Raw genomic sequence first — 19401 nt, 5'->3', positions numbered from 1 at the left:
ACCTAAACAATGGCTGCTGCTCGTAAACAAAACACGCGTAAACGTCGCGTGAAAAAGAATATTGAGTCAGGAATCGCTCATATTCGTTCAACTTTCAACAACACGATCGTTACGATCACTGATACTCATGGTAATGCTCTTTCTTGGTCAAGTGCCGGAGCTCTAGGATTCAGAGGTTCTCGTAAATCTACTCCTTTTGCTGCGCAAATGGCTGCTGAAACAGCTGCTAAAGGTTCAATCGAACACGGACTTAAAACTCTTGAAGTAACTGTTAAAGGACCAGGTTCTGGCCGTGAAGCTGCAATCCGTGCTTTACAAGCTGCCGGACTTGAAGTTACAGCTATCAGAGACGTAACTCCTGTTCCTCATAATGGATGCCGTCCACCAAAACGTCGCCGCGTGTAATTTGTTTGTATAGATTTTGTGTCCCTGTCAATAATGGGTTATGATACAGTTATTTATGAAACGAATGCACCGACTCGTTGCCTGAGCACATACGGGACTAAACAATGGGGAATTTCGGATGGAATCTCATATGATTCTATTCGAGGTTTCGACGTTTTGAAGGAGGGTTTTAAGTAATGATCGAGATTGAAAAACCAAAAATCGAAACGGTTGAAATCAGCGACGATGCCAAATTTGGTAAGTTTGTCGTAGAGCCGCTTGAGCGTGGATATGGTACAACTCTGGGTAACTCCTTACGTCGTATCCTCTTATCCTCACTCCCTGGTGCCGCTGTAACATCGATCCAGATAGATGGTGTACTGCACGAATTCTCGACAATCGAAGGCGTTGTGGAAGATGTTACAACGATAATCTTGCACATTAAAAAGCTTGCATTGAAAATCTACTCTGATGAAGAGAAGACGCTTGAAATTGATGTACAGGGCGAAGGAACTGTCACAGCAGCTGATATTACACACGACAGCGATGTTGAAATCCTTAATCCGGATCTTCATATCGCGACTCTTGGTGAGAATGCGAGTTTCCGAGTTCGCCTTACTGCACAAAGAGGACGTGGGTATACACCTGCTGATTCGAACAAAAGAGACGATCAGCCAATCGGCGTGATTCCGATCGATTCAATCTTTACGCCAGTTTCTCGTTTATCTTATCAGGTAGAAAACACTCGTGTAGGCCAGGTTGCAAACTATGACAAACTTACACTTGATGTTTGGACTGACGGAAGCACTGGACCGAAGGAAGCAATTGCTCTCGGTTCAAAGATTTTAACTGAACACCTTAATATATTCGTCGGTTTAACTGACGAAGCTCAGCATGCTGAAATCATGGTTGAAAAAGAAGAGGATCAAAAAGAAAAAGTTCTTGAAATGACGATTGAGGAACTTGACCTTTCTGTCCGTTCTTACAACTGCTTGAAGCGTGCGGGCATTAACACGGTTCAAGAACTTGCGAACAAGACGGAAGAAGATATGATGAAAGTTCGCAACCTGGGACGCAAATCACTTGAAGAAGTGAAAGCGAAACTAGAAGAACTTGGACTCGGCCTTCGCAAAGACGATTGATCTAGTTTCCATGTGAACTAGGATTTTCGTGTGTTTTTTATTTAGAAACAGCATTCCATTAAAGGAGGGGACATCACATGTCATACAGAAAACTAGGACGTACGAGTTCACAGCGTAAAGCTATGCTTCGTGATCTTACAACAGATTTGATCATCAACGAAAGAATTGAAACAACTGAAACACGTGCGAAAGAACTTCGCTCTGTTGTTGAAAAGATGATCACTCTTGGTAAGCGCGGTGACTTGCATGCTCGTCGTCAAGCAGCTGCATACATTCGCAACGAGGTTGCTAATGAAGAAAATAACCAAGATGCACTTCAAAAATTATTCTCTGACATTGCAACTCGTTACGAGGAGCGCCAAGGCGGATACACACGTATTATGAAGCTTGGTCCTCGCCGTGGTGACGGTGCACCAATGGCAATCATCGAATTGGTTTAATCACATATTTTTGTGTATCTAAAGAAGGGCGGGACAGTTTCTAACTGGATCTATGCCCTTTTTTTAGATATCAGAACTTTTTATCATGAGACAGAAAAGCAGAGCTATAGCTGAGAGGAGGTCAGGCGCCCGTGGATCAAAAACAGCTTATATCCGTAAAAGACATTCTATTCCGCTACCGCAAAGATGCAGAAAGACCGGCGTTGGACGGTGTGAGTCTGGAGGTATACGAAGGAGAATGGCTTGCTATCGTAGGCCACAACGGTTCAGGGAAGTCGACTTTGGCCAGAGCACTGAACGGACTGATTTTGCCCGAGGCCGGAGAAATTGAAGTCGGCGGCATCAAACTGACTGAGGATACCGTGTGGGATGTGCGAAAAAAAATAGGGATGGTCTTTCAGAATCCCGATAACCAATTTGTCGGAACGACTGTTCGCGATGATGTGGCTTTTGGTTTAGAAAACAATGGTGTTCCGCGCGAAGAAATGATTGAGAGAGTAGATTGGGCTGTCACACAAGTCAATATGCAGGATTTTCTTGATCAAGAGCCGCACCATCTCTCCGGAGGTCAAAAACAAAGAGTGGCGATCGCGGGAATTATTGCCGCGCGTCCTGATATTATGATTTTGGATGAAGCGACATCCATGCTTGACCCGATTGGGAGAGAAGAAGTCCTTGATACTGTCAGACGCTTAAAAGATCAGGGCATGGCCACCGTCATTTCGATAACACATGACCTGGAAGAAGCCGCAAGGGCGGACAGGATCATTGTGATGAACGGCGGCAGGAAATATGCAGAGGGCACGCCTGAAGAGATTTTTAAATTAAACGAAGACTTGGTTCGCATCGGTCTTGATTTGCCTTTCTCATTCCAGCTCAGCCTGCTTTTGAAAGAAAGCGGACTGGCGTTAACGAAAAACCATCTGACTCAGGAAGGGCTGGTGAATGAGCTGTGGACATTAAAATCAAAGATGTAGAACACCGCTATCAAATGAAGACACCGTTTGAACGGCTGGCTCTGTATGATATCAATGCCGTGATAAAAGAGGGCAGCTACGTTGCCGTCATCGGGCATACAGGGTCGGGCAAATCGACGCTCCTGCAGCATTTAAACGGGTTGCTGAAACCGACTAAAGGACAGCTTGAACTCGGGAGCACGATTCTGGCAGCCGGTAAAAAGAATAAAGATCTTAAGACTTTGCGAAAAAAAGTCGGAATCGTTTTCCAATTTCCCGAACATCAGCTGTTTGAAGAGACTGTGCTGAAGGACATCGCATTCGGACCGATGAATTTTGGTGTAAAAAAAGAAGACGCTGAACGGAAAGCAAAAGAAATGCTGGGGCTTGTGGGCCTTCCGGAAGACATTTTGGATCGTTCACCATTTGAGCTCAGCGGCGGCCAGATGCGCAGAGTGGCGATTGCCGGCGTTCTCGCGATGGAGCCGGAAGTGCTGGTTTTGGATGAACCGACGGCCGGTCTTGATCCGAGAGGGCGCCAGGACATTATGGACATGTTCTATGCGCTTCATCAGCGGGGAAACCTGACTACCGTTCTCGTCACCCATAGCATGGAGGACGCCGCCCGTTATGCCGACGAAATGATCGTCATGCACAAAGGGACCATTAAAGCGACGGGGAGTCCGCGTGACTTGTTTGTAAAAGGTGAAGAGATGGCCGAAATGGGACTGGATCTTCCTGAATCGGTGAAGTTTCAGAGACGGCTTGAGGAGGCTCTCGGAGTCAAGTATGAAAAACCCATGCTGACCCTGCAGGATGCCGCCAGTGAAATCAAGGCTTTCTTTCAGGAGGAAAAGGACCAATGATGGACAGCATGATTATCGGAAAGTATGTTCCCGGATCATCGCTTATTCACCGATTGGACCCGCGAACAAAACTTGTCAGCATCTTTCTTTTTGTATGTATCGTTTTTTTGGCAAACAACGTACAGACGTACGCTTTGCTCGGTTTGTTTACATTCGGGGTGATCGCCTTGACTCGCGTGCCGTTCAGCTTTTTGCTGAAGGGGCTTAAGCCGATTATCTGGATTGTGGCGTTTACCTTTTTATTACACATTTTCATGACGCATGAAGGATCTGTCATTTTTCAGCTTGGCTGGTTTAAAGTGTATGAGGGCGGACTTATACAGGGGATTTTTATCTCCCTCCGTTTCGTTTACCTTATCTTTATGACGACGCTGCTGACGCTGACAACAACGCCGATTGAAATAACGGATGGAATGGAGCAGCTCCTGAATCCTTTTAAAAAGGTGAAGCTGCCCGTACACGAACTCGCATTGATGATGTCGATATCATTGCGATTTATCCCGACATTGATGGAAGAGACAGATAAAATCATGAAGGCGCAAATGGCGAGGGGTGCGGACTTTACAAGCGGCCCGGTGAAAGACAGAATCAAAGCGGTTGTTCCGCTGCTTGTCCCGCTGTTTGTCAGCGCCTTTAAACGTGCGGAAGAGCTTGCGGTCGCCATGGAGGCGAGAGGCTACCGGGGCGGTGAGGGGAGAACGAAATACAGAAAGCTCGTCTGGACCGGAAAGGATACCGGAGCCATTCTGCTCATCATCGTATTAGCCGTGTTATTGTTTTTCTTAAGAAGTTAGAGGTGCTGCTGAATGAGAGTGAAATGTACCATTGCTTATGACGGGCATTTATTTAACGGATATCAGGTTCAGCCTGGAAAGCGGACCGTTCAAAGTGAATTGGAAAAAGCGCTGGCCGTCATCCATAAAACGGACGGCAGAGTGCCTGTGTACTCATCCGGCCGCACGGACAGCGATGTTCATGCTGCCGGGCAGGTCATTCATTTTGATACACCGCTGTCCATCCCGGCTGAGAAATGGCCGTTTGCGCTCAATGCCCTGCTGCCTGATGATATTGCCGTCAAAACAGCAGAGATTGCGGATGATGGGTTCCATGCACGATTTAGCGCGGTCCAAAAGGAATATCGCTACTTTGTATATACGGAGAAACACCCGGACGTATTTAAACGACATTACGCTTACCATTTTGCATATCCGCTTAATGTGCAGAAAATGAGGGAAGCTTCAAGGCACCTCGTCGGGACACATGATTTCACAAGCTTTTGCGCGGCTGATACCGCGGTTCAGGATAAAGTCAGAACGATTTACGAGCTGGATTGGACTGAGACCGGAGACGGCCTGCAGATGCGGATCACCGGAAACGGTTTTCTCTATAATATGGTCAGAATCATTGCCGGAACGTTATTGGATACAGGAGCTGGAAAATTTTCTCCCGATGATGTAAAAGCAATGCTCGAAGCGAAGGATCGCGAAGCCGCGGGGCGCACCGCACCGGGGCACGGGCTGTATTTATGGAGCGTTTGCTATGACAACTAAACCAGGTGTAACATTTTCTTGACAGAGTCTGCATAAAGTTATAAGATATCATATGGTATGTATTTCAACCCCACGATAAGCCCCGGAACTTATTGTGTTGTGAAATAGAACGTAATCGAAGATTATTGAAAATGACAGATTATTTAGGAGGGAAATTCAATGCGTACAACACCTATGGCTAACGCAAGTACTATTGAACGCAAGTGGTTAGTTGTTGATGCAGCAGGCAAGACTTTAGGACGTCTTTCTACAGAAGTTGCATCTATCCTTCGCGGGAAACACAAACCGACTTACACACCGCACGTTGATACTGGAGATCATGTGATCATCATCAACGCTGAAAAAATCGAGTTAACTGGTAAAAAGTTAACTGACAAAATCTACTACCGTCACACTCAACATCCAGGCGGATTAAAATCAAGAACTGCTCTTGAAATGCGTACAAACTACCCTGAGAAAATGCTTGAGCTTGCTATCAAAGGCATGCTTCCAAAAGGTTCTCTAGGTCGTCAAATGTTCAAGAAATTGAACGTATACCGTGGATCTGAGCATCCACATGAAGCACAAAAACCTGAAGTTTACGAACTTCGCGGTTAATTAAAAAGGAGGTTACCAATTTGGCACAGGTTCAATATTACGGTACTGGCCGTCGTAAAAGTTCTGTAGCGCGTGTGCGCTTAGTTCCAGGTGAAGGTCGTATCGTCGTTAATAATCGTGAAATCAGCGAGCACATTCCATCTCCAGCTCTAATCGAAGATATCAAACAACCATTAACTTTAACTGAAACAGCTGGTACTTATGATGTTTTAGTAAACGTACATGGAGGCGGCTTATCTGGTCAAGCTGGAGCAATCCGTCATGGTATCGCTCGTGCTTTGCTTGAAGCAGATCCAGAATACCGTGCAACACTTAAACGTGCTGGTCTTCTGACTCGTGACGCTCGTATGAAAGAACGTAAAAAATACGGTCTTAAAGGCGCTCGTCGTGCACCTCAGTTCTCAAAACGTTAATCGTTTTGGATGGCAAAAACCACAACTTCTTGGTTGTGGTTTTTTTGTATTTTTTTCTCATATTCAAGAGGTTATCCGATGTTTTTCTAGAATTGTTTGTTATACTCTATTCATTACCAATAAGGAGCGCAGTTATAATGAATAAGTTAGTCATACATAACAGCAAGGCATGGGATAAAAAAGTCGAAACAGGCAATGAATGGACGGTTGCGGTTGATTCTCATACGATTGGTGAAGCGAAAAAAGGCAATTGGAGCATCAGAATGACCCCCGGAAAAGATGTGCCGGCGGATTGGTTTCCGCCCATAGACGGTCTGAAGGTTCTTTGTCTCGCTTCAGGAGGCGGACAGCAAGGGCCGGTTCTTGCTGCTGCAGGAGCGGACGTGACCATCTTTGACAATTCGGAAAAACAGCTTGCGCAAGACAGAATGGTTGCCGAGCGGGACGATCTTACGCTGCGGACTGTCAAAGGCAGCATGAATGATCTGAGCTGTTTTGATGATGAGTCATTTGATTTTATCGTGCACCCGGTATCGAATTGCTTTGTTGATACGGTTCTTCCGGTATGGAAAGAAGCTCATCGCGTATTGAAAAAAGGCGGGTCTTTAGTCTCCGGTTTTGTAAATCCCGTCGTGTTCTTATTTGATATGGATTTAGAGCAGGAAGGCGTACTAAAAGTAAAGTATTCCATTCCGTTTTCGGATGAAAAAGATCTGAGTAAGAAAAAGGTAAAGGAACTTATTGATAATCATGAAGCGCTTGAATTCGGTCATACGCTGGAGGATCAAATTAAAGGTCAGATTGACGCAGGCTTCATGGTTGCCGGTTTTTACGAGGACAAAGGCGGCCTCGTGCTGGATGAATACATTAATACATACTCCGTAACAAGAAGCATTAAAATATAAAAACGGCATCCCGTCAGAGGTGCTGTTTTTTTGCGGCTTTTTCCTGCGGACGGCTGATCACATTAGCCGAAACCGGTTCTACTCCAATTTCTCTGGCCCAAACCGACAGTTGTCCCATATGGTGAATCTCATGCGCAAGGATGTGGCGGAGAATATCTTCTTTAGGAAAGGTTTGGTCCATCCAGCCCGGCTTAACAAGATCCGATCCTTTGAGGGAGACCGCATGAATGACATCCTCCCGATACTGTTCAGACAGTTTTCTGAGATCCTGAATGCTCGTATAGTCAGACTCAGCAGGTAAAACATCATCTTTACCTAAAATGGCACGAGCCCAGCTGATCTCGACATCAATGATATGAAATAAAGTGCGCAAGATGCTCTTCATTCCGCCCGTCCGGGTTTTCGTCAGTTCCTCCCGGCTCAGCTTTTCACATATCATAAACCACTCGTCACGCACCGTCCAATTGTATTGAAACAGCTTTTTCATAACGTCACCTCAGCTCTTTATTCTTCCAGTTAACATAAAACTCCTTCATTTGGGAGGATTTCCACTATCAACAAAGCATGCTTTTTCCCTTTTCCTTTCAAAATAACAGTAAAAAGGAGCGTGGCTGGCAATGGCAGAAGTATTATCTTTTTCAGACGTGAAACGCCAGAAGGATTTTGAGCTTGAGAAGAGTTTACTAAAGGAGCTGTCACTGACGCAGATCATTCAGTCCGTAAAAGCATGTCTTACCCCTTTGTTTCCCTTTCTTCAAGACGAAAACGGCATTCTGAGTGAAGGATGCATAGATTTTGCAATTGAAGCGTATTTATTAGGCGGCCGGTTCGGCGTCTTTGGCTATTATGGTGAGTCTTTGCAGAGGGCAAACGCCCGTTCGGCTGAAGAAGAGGAAGAACTGACGGTCGATTTTTTTGAATATCTTTGCAATTGGACGCATGAGCAATATTCTTCCGTTGAACAAAAAGAAATCTATGAAGCGTCTTGCCGGTTTATCAACAGCTGGTGGACGGAAGGATTTCTGCAAAGAGAAAAACAATGTAAGCTCCGCATGAGGTAATCATAATTTCTTCCCTTGTCCCATACTTATTAATAACGGGGACAAGCGGGAGGGAAAGGTATGACAAAAAAGCTGAAATGGCTCGGTTTTTTACTTGGCTTTATCATATTATTGTGTTTATTCCGGTTTCAATTCCATAATGATGATTCCTGGCGGCCGTGGAGTCTGCCGCTGAGCGGGAAAATCATCTATCTCGATCCGGGACACGGCGGGCCGGACGGAGGCGCCACGGGAGGCAGTCACCTTGAAAAGGACATTACTCTCGAAGTGGCCTCCAGGGTCAGAGACTATTTGCAGGAGCAGGGAGCTTTGGTCATTATGACGCGGGAGACGGATACTGATTTAGCTCCTGAAGGGACGAAAGGCTACAGCAGACGCAAAGCGGAAGATCTGAGAAAGCGCGTGGAAATCATCAACCGTTCAGAGGCGGAGCTTTATATCAGCATTCATCTGAACGCCATACCGTCACCGAGATGGAGCGGCGCCCAAAGCTTCTACTATGGAAAATACGAAGAAAATGAAAAAGTGGCAAAATATATACAGGACGAATTGAGAATCAATTTGGAGAATACAACGAGAAAGGCGAAACGGATACACGGCATTTACTTAATGCAGAATGTAACCAAACCGGGCGCGCTGGTGGAGATCGGATTTCTGTCCAATCCCGCGGAAGCGAAAAGGCTCGGCCAGCCCAAATATCAGGACAAAATCGCTTCTTCCGTGTATAAGGGCGTATTGAGATACTTCACAGAGAAAGGAGACCCTCCCGAGTAAGGAGGGTTTTTCGCCGATTCTATGTTTAATATATGGTATAATACCATTTGTAAACGAATACACAAAGGGTGAGGGTTCGATGATAAGAGAAGATGAAGTAAGAAATATAGTCGGAAACATGCGCGAACCTTTTCTTCATAGACCGCTGGGAGAATTGGATGCCATTAAAGAAGTAAAGATCAAGCCGGAAAAACGGCATGTCAGTGTGAAAATTGCATTGGCAAAAACGGGGACGGCTGAACAGATGGGTATTCAGCAGGAAATCGTATCCGTTCTGAAAGAAGCGGGTGCGGAAACTGTGGGACTGCGGTTTGAAGAGCTGCCGGAAGAAACATTGGCGAAATTCAGCCGGCCGGCTGCTGAAAGCGAAACCCTGCTGAATAGGAAACATCCGCCGGTCTTTCTTGCGGTGGCAAGCGGAAAAGGCGGTGTCGGCAAATCAACGGTTTCCGTCAACCTGGCCATTTCTCTTGCGCGGCTCGGAAAAAAAGTCGGCTTGATCGATGCGGATATATACGGATTCAGCGTGCCGGACATGATGGGTATTACAGTTCGCCCGACAGTAGAAGGAGAAAAACTGCTTCCTGTCGAAAGATTTGGAGTAAAGGTTATGTCGATGGGCTTTTTCGTCGAAGAAAACGCTCCGGTTGTGTGGAGAGGGCCGATGCTGGGCAAGATGCTGAATAACTTCTTCCATGAAGTTGACTGGGGAGAGGTTGACTATATCGTTCTTGATCTGCCGCCCGGCACTGGTGATGTGGCGCTCGATGTACACACGATGCTTCCGAGCTGCAAAGAGATTATCGTATCAACGCCGCACCCTACAGCCGCATTTGTAGCGGCGAGAGCGGGTTCTATGGCGATTAAGACCGATCATGAAGTTGTAGGGGTCATTGAAAATATGGCTTACTATGAAAGTGCAAAAACCGGCGAGAGAGAATATGTGTTCGGTCAAGGCGGTGGAGATAAGCTTGCAGAGGAATTGCAAGTGCCGCTGCTTGGCAGAATTCCTTTAAAACAGCCTGATTGGGACAAGGATCAGTTTGCGCCTTCTGTCTATGACAGAAGTCATCCGATCGGGGAAATTTATATGGGGATCGCCCAGAAAGTCATTGAAAAAACAGCTGAATAAAAAAGGGGCCGGGATCAACACGGCCCGGCCTTTTATTGGCTTTCTTTTTCAGAGCTTGAAGCTGCTTTTTTCAATTCATCCTCGAATTGCTTTTTGAAAAGCGGGCTGGAAAGTGTCTCTGTAATTACATCTTCTAAGTAACTGCGGAACTTTTGGCTTTTCACCAGCTCATAGTATTTTTTATCCATGCCGGGGTCCTGCATGATCTGCATAAAACTTTTCTGATAATCAGGGTCTTTCATCAGTTTTTTTATGATTTTTTCATGCTCGGGCTGAAGAGTTTTTGCAAAGCTCTCGGCGAATTTTGAGTCTTCAAAAATGGTTTTCCAGAACTCCGCCCCTTTTTTAGAGGTGAGGGTTTTCTCTATTGTGCCTTTAATGGCATTTTGATCAATCACCAATGCCTCATTCATCGCATCATCATTTAATATTTCCTTAATTGCCTTTTTTCCATCATCGGTCTTTAATATATCAACAACCATTTTTTTAGTCTGGTCATAATCCATATCCGCTGCTTGGTCTTTTGGAGCACAAGCTGTTACAGATAATAAAACAAAACAGCTTATCAATAGCGTTTTGGCTTTTGACATGCATAAGCTCCTTCCTTACTTGTACTTATTTTTAATATGATTCATCGGAATGGATTTATACATAACAAAATATCGCTGAACGCGATTGTCAGGGGGATGAATAAGAGATGAAAAGCCGCGGGCTTGTTCGATTTTTCTTTTCGATTTTAGCTGTGGGCGCTCTTATTACAAGCGTCGTGGGATTTGCTCTGAAGTGGGGGGAGTACAAGGGGTTCTTTCTGAATTTTGAGGCCGGTCAGATTTTCTCCGTTCTGATCTGGTTTATCGGGGTGGGCATGATTTTCAGTGTGATCAGCCAGATGGGATTCTTCGTTTTTCTGACGGTGCACCGGTTTGCCCTTGAAATTCTCAGATCAAGCTCGCTTTGGAATCTGCTTCAGCTGTTTATCATTCTGTTTGTCGCTTTTGATTTAATGTACGTCAGATTTTTGTTTTTCGGAGAGCGGGATGACTCGATTGCGGGGTTTGTCTGGCTGCCGCTGGCTCTGCTTGCCGTCGGCCTGTTGACGGCGTATATAAAACAAAAGCAGTCCTCAAAAAATACGTTCGTTTCATCATTATTTTTAATGGTTGTTATTACAGCGCTTGAATGGGTTCCTGCGCTACGAGTGAATAATGAGGACTGGCTTTATTTGATGCTGATTCCGCTGATGGGCTGCAATGCGTTTCAGCTGCTAATGCTGCCGAAGTTTGCCCAGAGGTAATTATTTCACTTCTGATGACTTGACGTCAGTATTTGCGATCAGGTCGCCGACGGTCACGTTTTTCAGTCCTTTTTGCTTTAAATTGTGAATGATGGCGGGGAGCGCTTCTTCAGTCTGTGTTGCTGAATCAGAGGCGTGCAGCAGAACAATGTCGCCGCCTTTTATATGACTGTTTACATTTTCAATGATTTTATCAGGACCGGGATTTTTCCAATCCTGCGAGTTAACACTGTAATGAACCACTGAATAGTGGTACTGCTGTGCAATGGTAAGAACCTTTTTATTAAATTGTCCGGTCGGCGGGCGGAGTAAATGAACATTCTTCACACCCAGCTTTTTAAATGCGGTCTGGGCCCGGAGGATATCTTTTTTTATTTCATTGTCCTCTAGGTTGGTATAATTCTTATACGCATATCCCATGCTGCCGATTTGATGTCCGTCTTTTACCATACGTTCAACTGTGTCCGGGTGCCGTTCCGCCCAAGAAGCTGATAGAAAAAAAGTAGCGTTTTTAATACCGTTTGCTTTTAGCGCGTTCAGAATCGGAACCGCCTTTTCATCGCCCCAGCTGATATCGAATGTTAATGCGACTTCCCCCGCTCTCGTCTCCCCTTTTGAAATAGCCTTTGGGCCGCTATCAGTTAAAAATACAGGAAGGGGGACGGCTCTCTGTATATAAAAAAAGCTGGCTGCTGCAAATGCGGCAATGATAATAATAAGCAGCTGTTTTATCCTTCTGATGTGCCACACGTAGAAGTGATTCACTGATGACGCCTCCTTATCTTGTCCATGCTTGATTACATCGTATGCCGCGGCGGAGATGAATATAACGAAATACGTTTTAAAAAAATGAAAAAAACACTTGCTAAATTTAAAGAATGCATGGTATATTATTAAACGTCGCTGATGAACAGCAGACAACAACAAAAAGCTTCGGGAACAACGTAAAAAAAGTTGTTGACATAAAAGAAGCTGAGTGGTAAGATAATAAAGCTGCTTCAACAAGCGGTAATGATCTTTGAAAACTAAACAAGACAAAACGTACCTGTTAATTCAAAGTTTTAAATAAATCGCACAGCGATGTGCGTAGTCAGTCAAACTACTTTATCGGAGAGTTTGATCCTGGCTCAGGACGAACGCTGGCGGCGTGCCTAATACATGCAAGTCGAGCGGACAGATGGGAGCTTGCTCCCTGATGTTAGCGGCGGACGGGTGAGTAACACGTGGGTAACCTGCCTGTAAGACTGGGATAACTCCGGGAAACCGGGGCTAATACCGGATGGTTGTCTGAACCGCATGGTTCAGACATAAAAGGTGGCTTCGGCTACCACTTACAGATGGACCCGCGGCGCATTAGCTAGTTGGTGAGGTAACGGCTCACCAAGGCGACGATGCGTAGCCGACCTGAGAGGGTGATCGGCCACACTGGGACTGAGACACGGCCCAGACTCCTACGGGAGGCAGCAGTAGGGAATCTTCCGCAATGGACGAAAGTCTGACGGAGCAACGCCGCGTGAGTGATGAAGGTTTTCGGATCGTAAAGCTCTGTTGTTAGGGAAGAACAAGTGCCGTTCAAATAGGGCGGCACCTTGACGGTACCTAACCAGAAAGCCACGGCTAACTACGTGCCAGCAGCCGCGGTAATACGTAGGTGGCAAGCGTTGTCCGGAATTATTGGGCGTAAAGGGCTCGCAGGCGGTTTCTTAAGTCTGATGTGAAAGCCCCCGGCTCAACCGGGGAGGGTCATTGGAAACTGGGGAACTTGAGTGCAGAAGAGGAGAGTGGAATTCCACGTGTAGCGGTGAAATGCGTAGAGATGTGGAGGAACACCAGTGGCGAAGGCGACTCTCTGGTCTGTAACTGACGCTGAGGAGCGAAAGCGTGGGGAGCGAACAGGATTAGATACCCTGGTAGTCCACGCCGTAAACGATGAGTGCTAAGTGTTAGGGGGTTTCCGCCCCTTAGTGCTGCAGCTAACGCATTAAGCACTCCGCCTGGGGAGTACGGTCGCAAGACTGAAACTCAAAGGAATTGACGGGGGCCCGCACAAGCGGTGGAGCATGTGGTTTAATTCGAAGCAACGCGAAGAACCTTACCAGGTCTTGACATCCTCTGACAATCCTAGAGATAGGACGTCCCCTTCGGGGGCAGAGTGACAGGTGGTGCATGGTTGTCGTCAGCTCGTGTCGTGAGATGTTGGGTTAAGTCCCGCAACGAGCGCAACCCTTGATCTTAGTTGCCAGCATTCAGTTGGGCACTCTAAGGTGACTGCCGGTGACAAACCGGAGGAAGGTGGGGATGACGTCAAATCATCATGCCCCTTATGACCTGGGCTACACACGTGCTACAATGGACAGAACAAAGGGCAGCGAAACCGCGAGGTTAAGCCAATCCCACAAATCTGTTCTCAGTTCGGATCGCAGTCTGCAACTCGACTGCGTGAAGCTGGAATCGCTAGTAATCGCGGATCAGCATGCCGCGGTGAATACGTTCCCGGGCCTTGTACACACCGCCCGTCACACCACGAGAGTTTGTAACACCCGAAGTCGGTGAGGTAACCTTTATGGAGCCAGCCGCCGAAGGTGGGACAGATGATTGGGGTGAAGTCGTAACAAGGTAGCCGTATCGGAAGGTGCGGCTGGATCACCTCCTTTCTAAGGATTTTAACGGAATATAAGACCTTGGGTCTTATAAACAGAACGTTCCCTGTCTTGTTTAGTTTTGAAGGATCATTCGATTCTTCGAGATGTTGTTCTTTGAAAACTAGATAACAGAAGTAATTCACATTCAATTAGTAATGCAAGATATCACGTAGTGATTCTTTTTAACGGTTAAGTTAGAAAGGGCGCACGGTGGATGCCTTGGCACTAGGAGCCGATGAAGGACGGGACGAACACCGATATGCTTCGGGGAGCTGTAAGCAAGCTTTGATCCGGAGATTTCCGAATGGGGAAACCCACCACTCGTAATGGAGTGGTATCCATATCTGAATACATAGGATATGAGAAGGCAGACCCGGGGAACTGAAACATCTAAGTACCCGGAGGAAGAGAAAGCAAATGCGATTCCCTGAGTAGCGGCGAGCGAAACGGGACCAGCCCAAACCAAGAGGCTTGCCTCTTGGGGTTGTAGGACACTCTGTACGGAGTTACAAAGGAACGAGGTAGATGAAGAGGTCTGGAAAGGCCCGCCATAGGAGGTAACAGCCCTGTAGTCAAAACTTCGTTCTCTCCTGAGTGGATCCTGAGTACGGCGGAACACGTGAAATTCCGTCGGAATCCGGGAGGACCATCTCCCAAGGCTAAATACTCCCTAGTGACCGATAGTGAACCAGTACCGTGAGGGAAAGGTGAAAAGCACCCCGGAAGGGGAGTGAAAGAGATCCTGAAACCGTGTGCCTACAAGTAGTCAGAGCCCGTTAACGGGTGATGGCGTGCCTTTTGTAGAATGAACCGGCGAGTTACGATCCCGTGCAAGGTTAAGCAGAAGATGCGGAGCCGCAGCGAAAGCGAGTCTGAATAGGGCGAATTGAGTACGTGGTCGTAGACCCGAAACCAGGTGATCTACCCATGTCCAGGGTGAAGTTCAGGTAACACTGAATGGAGGCCCGAACCCACGCACGTTGAAAAGTGCGGGGATGAGGTGTGGGTAGGGGTGAAATGCCAATCGAACCTGGAGATAGCTGGTTCTCTCCGAAATAGCTTTAGGGCTAGCCTCAAGGTAAGAGTCTCGGAGGTAGAGCACTGATTGGACTAGGGGCCCCTACCGGGTTACCGAATTCAGTCAAACTCCGAATGCCGATGACTTATCCTTGGGAGTCAGACTGCGAGTGATAAGATCCGTAGTCGAAAGGGAAACAGCCCAGACCGCCAGCTAAGGTCCCAAAGTATACGTTAAGTGGAAAAGGATGTGGAGTTGCTTAGACAACCAGGATGTTGGCTTAGAAGCAGCCACCATTTAAAGAGTGCGTAATAGCTCACTGGTCGAGTGACTCTGCGCCGAAAATGTACCGGGGCTAAACGTATCACCGAAGCTGCGGACTGTTCTTCGAACAGTGGTAGGAGAGCGTTCTAAGGGCTGTGAAGCAAGACCGGAAGGACTTGTGGAGCGCTTAGAAGTGAGAATGCCGGTATGAGTAGCGAAAGAGGGGTGAGAATCCCCTCCACCGAATGCCTAAGGTTTCCTGAGGAAGGCTCGTCCGCTCAGGGTTAGTCGGGACCTAAGCCGAGGCCGAAAGGCGTAGGCGATGGATAACAGGTTGATATTCCTGTACCACCTCCTCACCATTTGAGCAATGGGGGGACGCAGGAGGATAGGGTAAGCGCGGTATTGGATATCCGCGTCCAAGCAGTTAGGCTGGGAAATAGGCAAATCCGTTTCCCGTGAAGGCTGAGCTGTGATGGCGAGCGAATTATAGTAGCGAAGTTCCTGATTCCACACTGCCAAGAAAAGCCTCTAGCGAGGTGAGAGGTGCCCGTACCGCAAACCGACACAGGTAGGCGAGGAGAGAATCCTAAGGTGATCGAGAGAACTCTCGTTAAGGAACTCGGCAAAATGACCCCGTAACTTCGGGAGAAGGGGTGCTCTGTTAGGGTGCAAGCCCGAGAGAGCCGCAGTGAATAGGCCCAGGCGACTGTTTAGCAAAAACACAGGTCTCTGCGAAGCCGTAAGGCGAAGTATAGGGGCTGACGCCTGCCCGGTGCTGGAAGGTTAAGAGGAGCGCTTAGCGTAAGCGAAGGTGCGAATTGAAGCCCCAGTAAACGGCGGCCGTAACTATAACGGTCCTAAGGTAGCGAAATTCCTTGTCGGGTAAGTTCCGACCCGCACGAAAGGCGCAACGATCTGGGCACTGTCTCAACGAGAGACTCGGTGAAATTATAGTACCTGTGAAGATGCAGGTTACCCGCGACAGGACGGAAAGACCCCGTGGAGCTTTACTGCAGCCTGATATTGAATGTTGGTACAGCTTGTACAGGATAGGTAGGAGCCTTGGAAACCGGAGCGCCAGCTTCGGTGGAGGCATCGGTGGGATACTACCCTGGCTGTATTGACCTTCTAACCCGCCGCCCTTATCGGGCGGGGAGACAGTGTCAGGTGGGCAGTTTGACTGGGGCGGTCGCCTCCTAAAAGGTAACGGAGGCGCCCAAAGGTTCCCTCAGAATGGTTGGAAATCATTCGCAGAGTGTAAAGGCACAAGGGAGCTTGACTGCGAGACCTACAAGTCGAGCAGGGACGAAAGTCGGGCTTAGTGATCCGGTGGTTCCGCATGGAAGGGCCATCGCTCAACGGATAAAAGCTACCCCGGGGATAACAGGCTTATCTCCCCCAAGAGTCCACATCGACGGGGAGGTTTGGCACCTCGATGTCGGCTCATCGCATCCTGGGGCTGTAGTCGGTCCCAAGGGTTGGGCTGTTCGCCCATTAAAGCGGTACGCGAGCTGGGTTCAGAACGTCGTGAGACAGTTCGGTCCCTATCCGTCGCGGGCGCAGGAAATTTGAGAGGAGCTGTCCTTAGTACGAGAGGACCGGGATGGACGCACCGCTGGTGTACCAGTTGTTCTGCCAAGGGCATCGCTGGGTAGCTATGTGCGGACGGGATAAGTGCTGAAAGCATCTAAGCATGAAGCCCCCCTCAAGATGAGATTTCCCATTCCGCAAGGAAGTAAGATCCCTGAAAGATGATCAGGTTGATAGGTCTGAGGTGGAAGTGTGGCGACACATGGAGCTGACAGATACTAATCGATCGAGGACTTAACCAATTTGAATGTATGCTTACTGTTATCTAGTTTTGAGAGAACACTCTCAATGGTTTGGTGGCGATAGCGAAGAGGTCACACCCGTTCCCATGCCGAACACGGAAGTTAAGCTCTTCAGCGCCGATGGTAGTCGGGGGGTTCCCCCTGTGAGAGTAGGACGCCGCCAAGCTTTTTTATTTTATCTACCATGTTTTTGTTTATGAAGCTTATAATATTCCGCAGTAGCTCAGTGGTAGAGCTATCGGCTGTTAACCGATCGGTCGTAGGTTCGAGTCCTACCTGCGGAGCCATTGCTTCCATAGCTCAGCAGGTAGAGCACTTCCATGGTAAGGAAGAGGTCAGCGGTTCGAGCCCGCTTGGAAGCTTATCTAAATACGTTGATCTGAAGCAGTTTCCGCATGTTATGGAACTGTTATTTTTTTGTTCAGTTCAGTAAAAATCTGTTACTGATTGTACCAGTTAAGGTATAGGTATTTAGCGCGTCTTCAGATGAAGCCTTTCTTCAAGGGTGCAAAAGAGATTAACATAATTAATTGTTAATCGGTATTGACTTTTATCAAAACCTTGATATAATTACTTTTGTCATAATGAACAGTATGCTTTAGATTATTCTGCGGGTTATACCGTTTGGAGTTTTACTGAATAAATAACAATACAGTTTTTGGGTTATCTGATGCTGTATTCTGGCTGTACATCTTGCGGAAGTAGTTCAGTGGTAGAACATCACCTTGCCAAGGTGGGGGTCGCGGGTTCGAATCCCGTCTTCCGCTCCATTTTATCCCAACGGGATATTGTGAAATTGATTGCGCCCGTAGCTCAATTGGATAGAGCGTTTGACTACGGATCAAAAGGTTAGGGGTTCGACTCCTCTCGGGCGCGCCATAATATATTTAAAAATCGGGAAGTAGCTCAGCTTGGTAGAGCACATGGTTTGGGACCATGGGGTCGCAGGTTCGAATCCTGTCTTCCCGACCATTCTCAAACTTTAAAGATAATATACTGGTTTTCTTTTTTTCTCTGTTTTAAAAAAATGCTTGATTTATAGAGAGACACCGTGGTATATTATTAAACGTCGCTGATGAACAGCAGACAACAACTAAAAGCTTCGGAAACAACTTGAAAAAAGTTGTTGACATAAAAGAAGCTGAGTGGTAAGATAATAAAGCTGCTTCAACAAGCGGTAATGATCTTTGAAAACTAAACAAGACAAAACGTACCTGTTAATTCAAAGTTTTAAATAAATCGCACAGCGATGTGCGTAGTCAGTCAAACTACTTTATCGGAGAGTTTGATCCTGGCTCAGGACGAACGCTGGCGGCGTGCCTAATACATGCAAGTCGAGCGGACAGATGGGAGCTTGCTCCCTGATGTTAGCGGCGGACGGGTGAGTAACACGTGGGTAACCTGCCTGTAAGACTGGGATAACTCCGGGAAACCGGGGCTAATACCGGATGGTTGTCTGAACCGCATGGTTCAGACATAAAAGGTGGCTTCGGCTACCACTTACAGATGGACCCGCGGCGCATTAGCTAGTTGGTGAGGTAACGGCTCACCAAGGCGACGATGCGTAGCCGACCTGAGAGGGTGATCGGCCACACTGGGACTGAGACACGGCCCAGACTCCTACGGGAGGCAGCAGTAGGGAATCTTCCGCAATGGACGAAAGTCTGACGGAGCAACGCCGCGTGAGTGATGAAGGTTTTCGGATCGTAAAGCTCTGTTGTTAGGGAAGAACAAGTGCCGTTCAAATAGGGCGGCACCTTGACGGTACCTAACCAGAAAGCCACGGCTAACTACGTGCCAGCAGCCGCGGTAATACGTAGGTGGCAAGCGTTGTCCGGAATTATTGGGCGTAAAGGGCTCGCAGGCGGTTTCTTAAGTCTGATGTGAAAGCCCCCGGCTCAACCGGGGAGGGTCATTGGAAACTGGGGAACTTGAGTGCAGAAGAGGAGAGTGGAATTCCACGTGTAGCGGTGAAATGCGTAGAGATGTGGAGGAACACCAGTGGCGAAGGCGACTCTCTGGTCTGTAACTGACGCTGAGGAGCGAAAGCGTGGGGAGCGAACAGGATTAGATACCCTGGTAGTCCACGCCGTAAACGATGAGTGCTAAGTGTTAGGGGGTTTCCGCC

Annotated in this window: 17 protein-coding genes, 5 tRNA genes and 4 rRNA genes (1 of these 26 only partly in view); 23 read left to right on the top strand and 3 right to left on the bottom strand. The window is 47.4% G+C overall.

Features of this window, described 5'->3' with window-relative positions; all coding sequences use genetic code 11:
• Positions 1–9: 9 nt before the first annotated feature.
• The 10 genes from rpsK to SB24_RS08865 all read left to right on the top strand — a co-directional run bounded on the left by rpsK (position 10) and on the right by SB24_RS08865 (position 7253).
• Positions 10–405 (top strand): 30S ribosomal protein S11, encoded by a 396-nt coding sequence (gene rpsK, locus SB24_RS08910; protein ID WP_007410409.1) that lies wholly within the window; start codon positions 10–12, stop codon positions 403–405.
• Positions 406–581: 176 nt separating this feature from the next.
• The gene (locus SB24_RS08905; RefSeq protein ID WP_003156549.1) at positions 582–1526 is read left to right on the top strand and encodes a DNA-directed RNA polymerase subunit alpha; all 945 of its coding nucleotides are present in this window, start codon (positions 582–584) and stop codon (positions 1524–1526) included.
• A 77-nt stretch (positions 1527–1603) separates the two neighbouring features.
• A complete protein-coding gene (gene rplQ / locus SB24_RS08900; protein WP_003156550.1) occupies positions 1604–1966 on the top strand; it encodes a 50S ribosomal protein L17 in 363 nt (120 codons plus the stop codon).
• Between the two features lie 131 nt (positions 1967–2097).
• Positions 2098–2943, top strand: a complete 846-nt coding sequence (locus SB24_RS08895) for an energy-coupling factor ABC transporter ATP-binding protein (protein ID WP_007615256.1) — start codon at positions 2098–2100, stop codon at positions 2941–2943.
• On the top strand, positions 2919–3788 hold the full coding sequence (locus tag SB24_RS08890; protein WP_003156552.1) for an energy-coupling factor ABC transporter ATP-binding protein: 870 nt from the start codon (positions 2919–2921) through the stop codon (positions 3786–3788). The genes SB24_RS08895 and SB24_RS08890 overlap by 25 nt, the downstream gene beginning before the upstream one ends.
• Complete coding sequence (locus SB24_RS08885) at positions 3785–4582, top strand: energy-coupling factor transporter transmembrane component T family protein (protein WP_039252959.1); 798 nt, start codon at positions 3785–3787, stop codon at positions 4580–4582. The genes SB24_RS08890 and SB24_RS08885 overlap by 4 nt, the downstream gene beginning before the upstream one ends.
• Before the next feature lie 12 nt (positions 4583–4594).
• Entirely contained in the window at positions 4595–5338 is a 744-nt protein-coding gene (gene truA / locus SB24_RS08880; RefSeq protein ID WP_015416678.1) for a tRNA pseudouridine(38-40) synthase TruA, read from the top strand.
• A gap of 159 nt (positions 5339–5497) precedes the next feature.
• Positions 5498–5935, top strand: a complete 438-nt coding sequence (gene rplM, locus SB24_RS08875; RefSeq protein ID WP_003225844.1) for a 50S ribosomal protein L13 — start codon at positions 5498–5500, stop codon at positions 5933–5935.
• Between the two features lie 20 nt (positions 5936–5955).
• Positions 5956–6348 (top strand): 30S ribosomal protein S9, encoded by a 393-nt coding sequence (gene rpsI, locus SB24_RS08870; RefSeq protein ID WP_003225846.1) that lies wholly within the window; start codon positions 5956–5958, stop codon positions 6346–6348.
• A 137-nt stretch (positions 6349–6485) separates the two neighbouring features.
• Complete coding sequence (locus SB24_RS08865; protein WP_007410414.1) at positions 6486–7253, top strand: class I SAM-dependent methyltransferase; 768 nt, start codon at positions 6486–6488, stop codon at positions 7251–7253.
• A 13-nt stretch (positions 7254–7266) separates the two neighbouring features.
• Here SB24_RS08865 and SB24_RS08860 read toward each other — a convergent pair whose 3' ends face one another.
• Complete coding sequence (locus tag SB24_RS08860; RefSeq protein ID WP_033575231.1) at positions 7267–7740, bottom strand: DinB family protein; 474 nt, start codon at positions 7738–7740, stop codon at positions 7267–7269.
• A gap of 130 nt (positions 7741–7870) precedes the next feature.
• On the opposite strand from SB24_RS08860, the gene SB24_RS08855 reads away from it, so the two are divergent.
• The 3 genes from SB24_RS08855 (at position 7871) to SB24_RS08845 (ending at position 10220) form a co-directional block, all read left to right on the top strand.
• The gene (locus tag SB24_RS08855; protein ID WP_007410416.1) at positions 7871–8314 is read left to right on the top strand and encodes a DUF2521 family protein; all 444 of its coding nucleotides are present in this window, start codon (positions 7871–7873) and stop codon (positions 8312–8314) included.
• Between the two features lie 60 nt (positions 8315–8374).
• Positions 8375–9088 carry an N-acetylmuramoyl-L-alanine amidase CwlD gene (cwlD, locus tag SB24_RS08850; RefSeq protein WP_007410417.1) on the top strand — a complete coding sequence of 238 codons (714 nt, stop codon included), beginning with the start codon at positions 8375–8377 and terminating at the stop codon, positions 9086–9088.
• A 79-nt stretch (positions 9089–9167) separates the two neighbouring features.
• Positions 9168–10220, top strand: coding sequence for an Mrp/NBP35 family ATP-binding protein (locus SB24_RS08845; protein WP_007410418.1), 1053 nt, complete (start codon positions 9168–9170; stop codon positions 10218–10220).
• 32 nt (positions 10221–10252) lie between these two features.
• On the opposite strand, the gene gerD is transcribed toward SB24_RS08845, so the two are convergent.
• Positions 10253–10810, bottom strand: coding sequence for a spore germination lipoprotein GerD (gerD, locus tag SB24_RS08840; protein WP_007410419.1), 558 nt, complete (start codon positions 10808–10810; stop codon positions 10253–10255).
• Between the two features lie 107 nt (positions 10811–10917).
• Here gerD and kbaA point away from each other — a divergent pair, with 107 nt between their 5' ends.
• The gene (kbaA, locus tag SB24_RS08835; RefSeq protein ID WP_007410420.1) at positions 10918–11514 is read left to right on the top strand and encodes a KinB-signaling pathway activation protein; all 597 of its coding nucleotides are present in this window, start codon (positions 10918–10920) and stop codon (positions 11512–11514) included.
• On the opposite strand, the gene pdaB is transcribed toward kbaA, so the two are convergent.
• Positions 11515–12279 carry a polysaccharide deacetylase family sporulation protein PdaB gene (pdaB, locus tag SB24_RS08830; RefSeq protein WP_020955228.1) on the bottom strand — a complete coding sequence of 255 codons (765 nt, stop codon included), beginning with the start codon at positions 12277–12279 and terminating at the stop codon, positions 11515–11517.
• A gap of 339 nt (positions 12280–12618) precedes the next feature.
• Here pdaB and SB24_RS08825 point away from each other — a divergent pair.
• The 9 genes from SB24_RS08825 to SB24_RS08785 all read left to right on the top strand — a co-directional run.
• A 16S ribosomal RNA gene (locus SB24_RS08825) occupies positions 12619–14168 on the top strand.
• A gap of 175 nt (positions 14169–14343) precedes the next feature.
• Positions 14344–17273 (top strand): 23S ribosomal RNA (locus tag SB24_RS08820).
• 50 nt (positions 17274–17323) lie between these two features.
• Positions 17324–17439: ribosomal RNA gene (gene rrf, locus SB24_RS08815) — 5S ribosomal RNA — on the top strand.
• A 46-nt stretch (positions 17440–17485) separates the two neighbouring features.
• Positions 17486–17560, top strand: a tRNA-Asn gene (locus SB24_RS08810).
• A 2-nt stretch (positions 17561–17562) separates the two neighbouring features.
• Positions 17563–17635: transfer RNA gene (locus tag SB24_RS08805), tRNA-Thr, on the top strand.
• 333 nt (positions 17636–17968) lie between these two features.
• A tRNA-Gly gene (locus SB24_RS08800) sits at positions 17969–18043 on the top strand.
• 32 nt (positions 18044–18075) lie between these two features.
• Positions 18076–18152: transfer RNA gene (locus SB24_RS08795), tRNA-Arg, on the top strand.
• Between the two features lie 16 nt (positions 18153–18168).
• Positions 18169–18245 (top strand) — tRNA-Pro (locus tag SB24_RS08790).
• A 301-nt stretch (positions 18246–18546) separates the two neighbouring features.
• A 16S ribosomal RNA gene (locus SB24_RS08785) occupies positions 18547–19401 on the top strand (it continues 695 nt past the right edge of the window).
• Together the 16S, 23S and 5S rRNA genes with 5 tRNA genes alongside form the textbook arrangement of a ribosomal RNA operon.

Origin of the sequence: Bacillus sp. Pc3 (assembly GCF_000815145.1) — a bacterium.
Taxonomy (GTDB): domain Bacteria; phylum Bacillota; class Bacilli; order Bacillales; family Bacillaceae; genus Bacillus; species Bacillus velezensis.
This window is presented reverse-complemented; position numbering and strand designations above follow the sequence as displayed.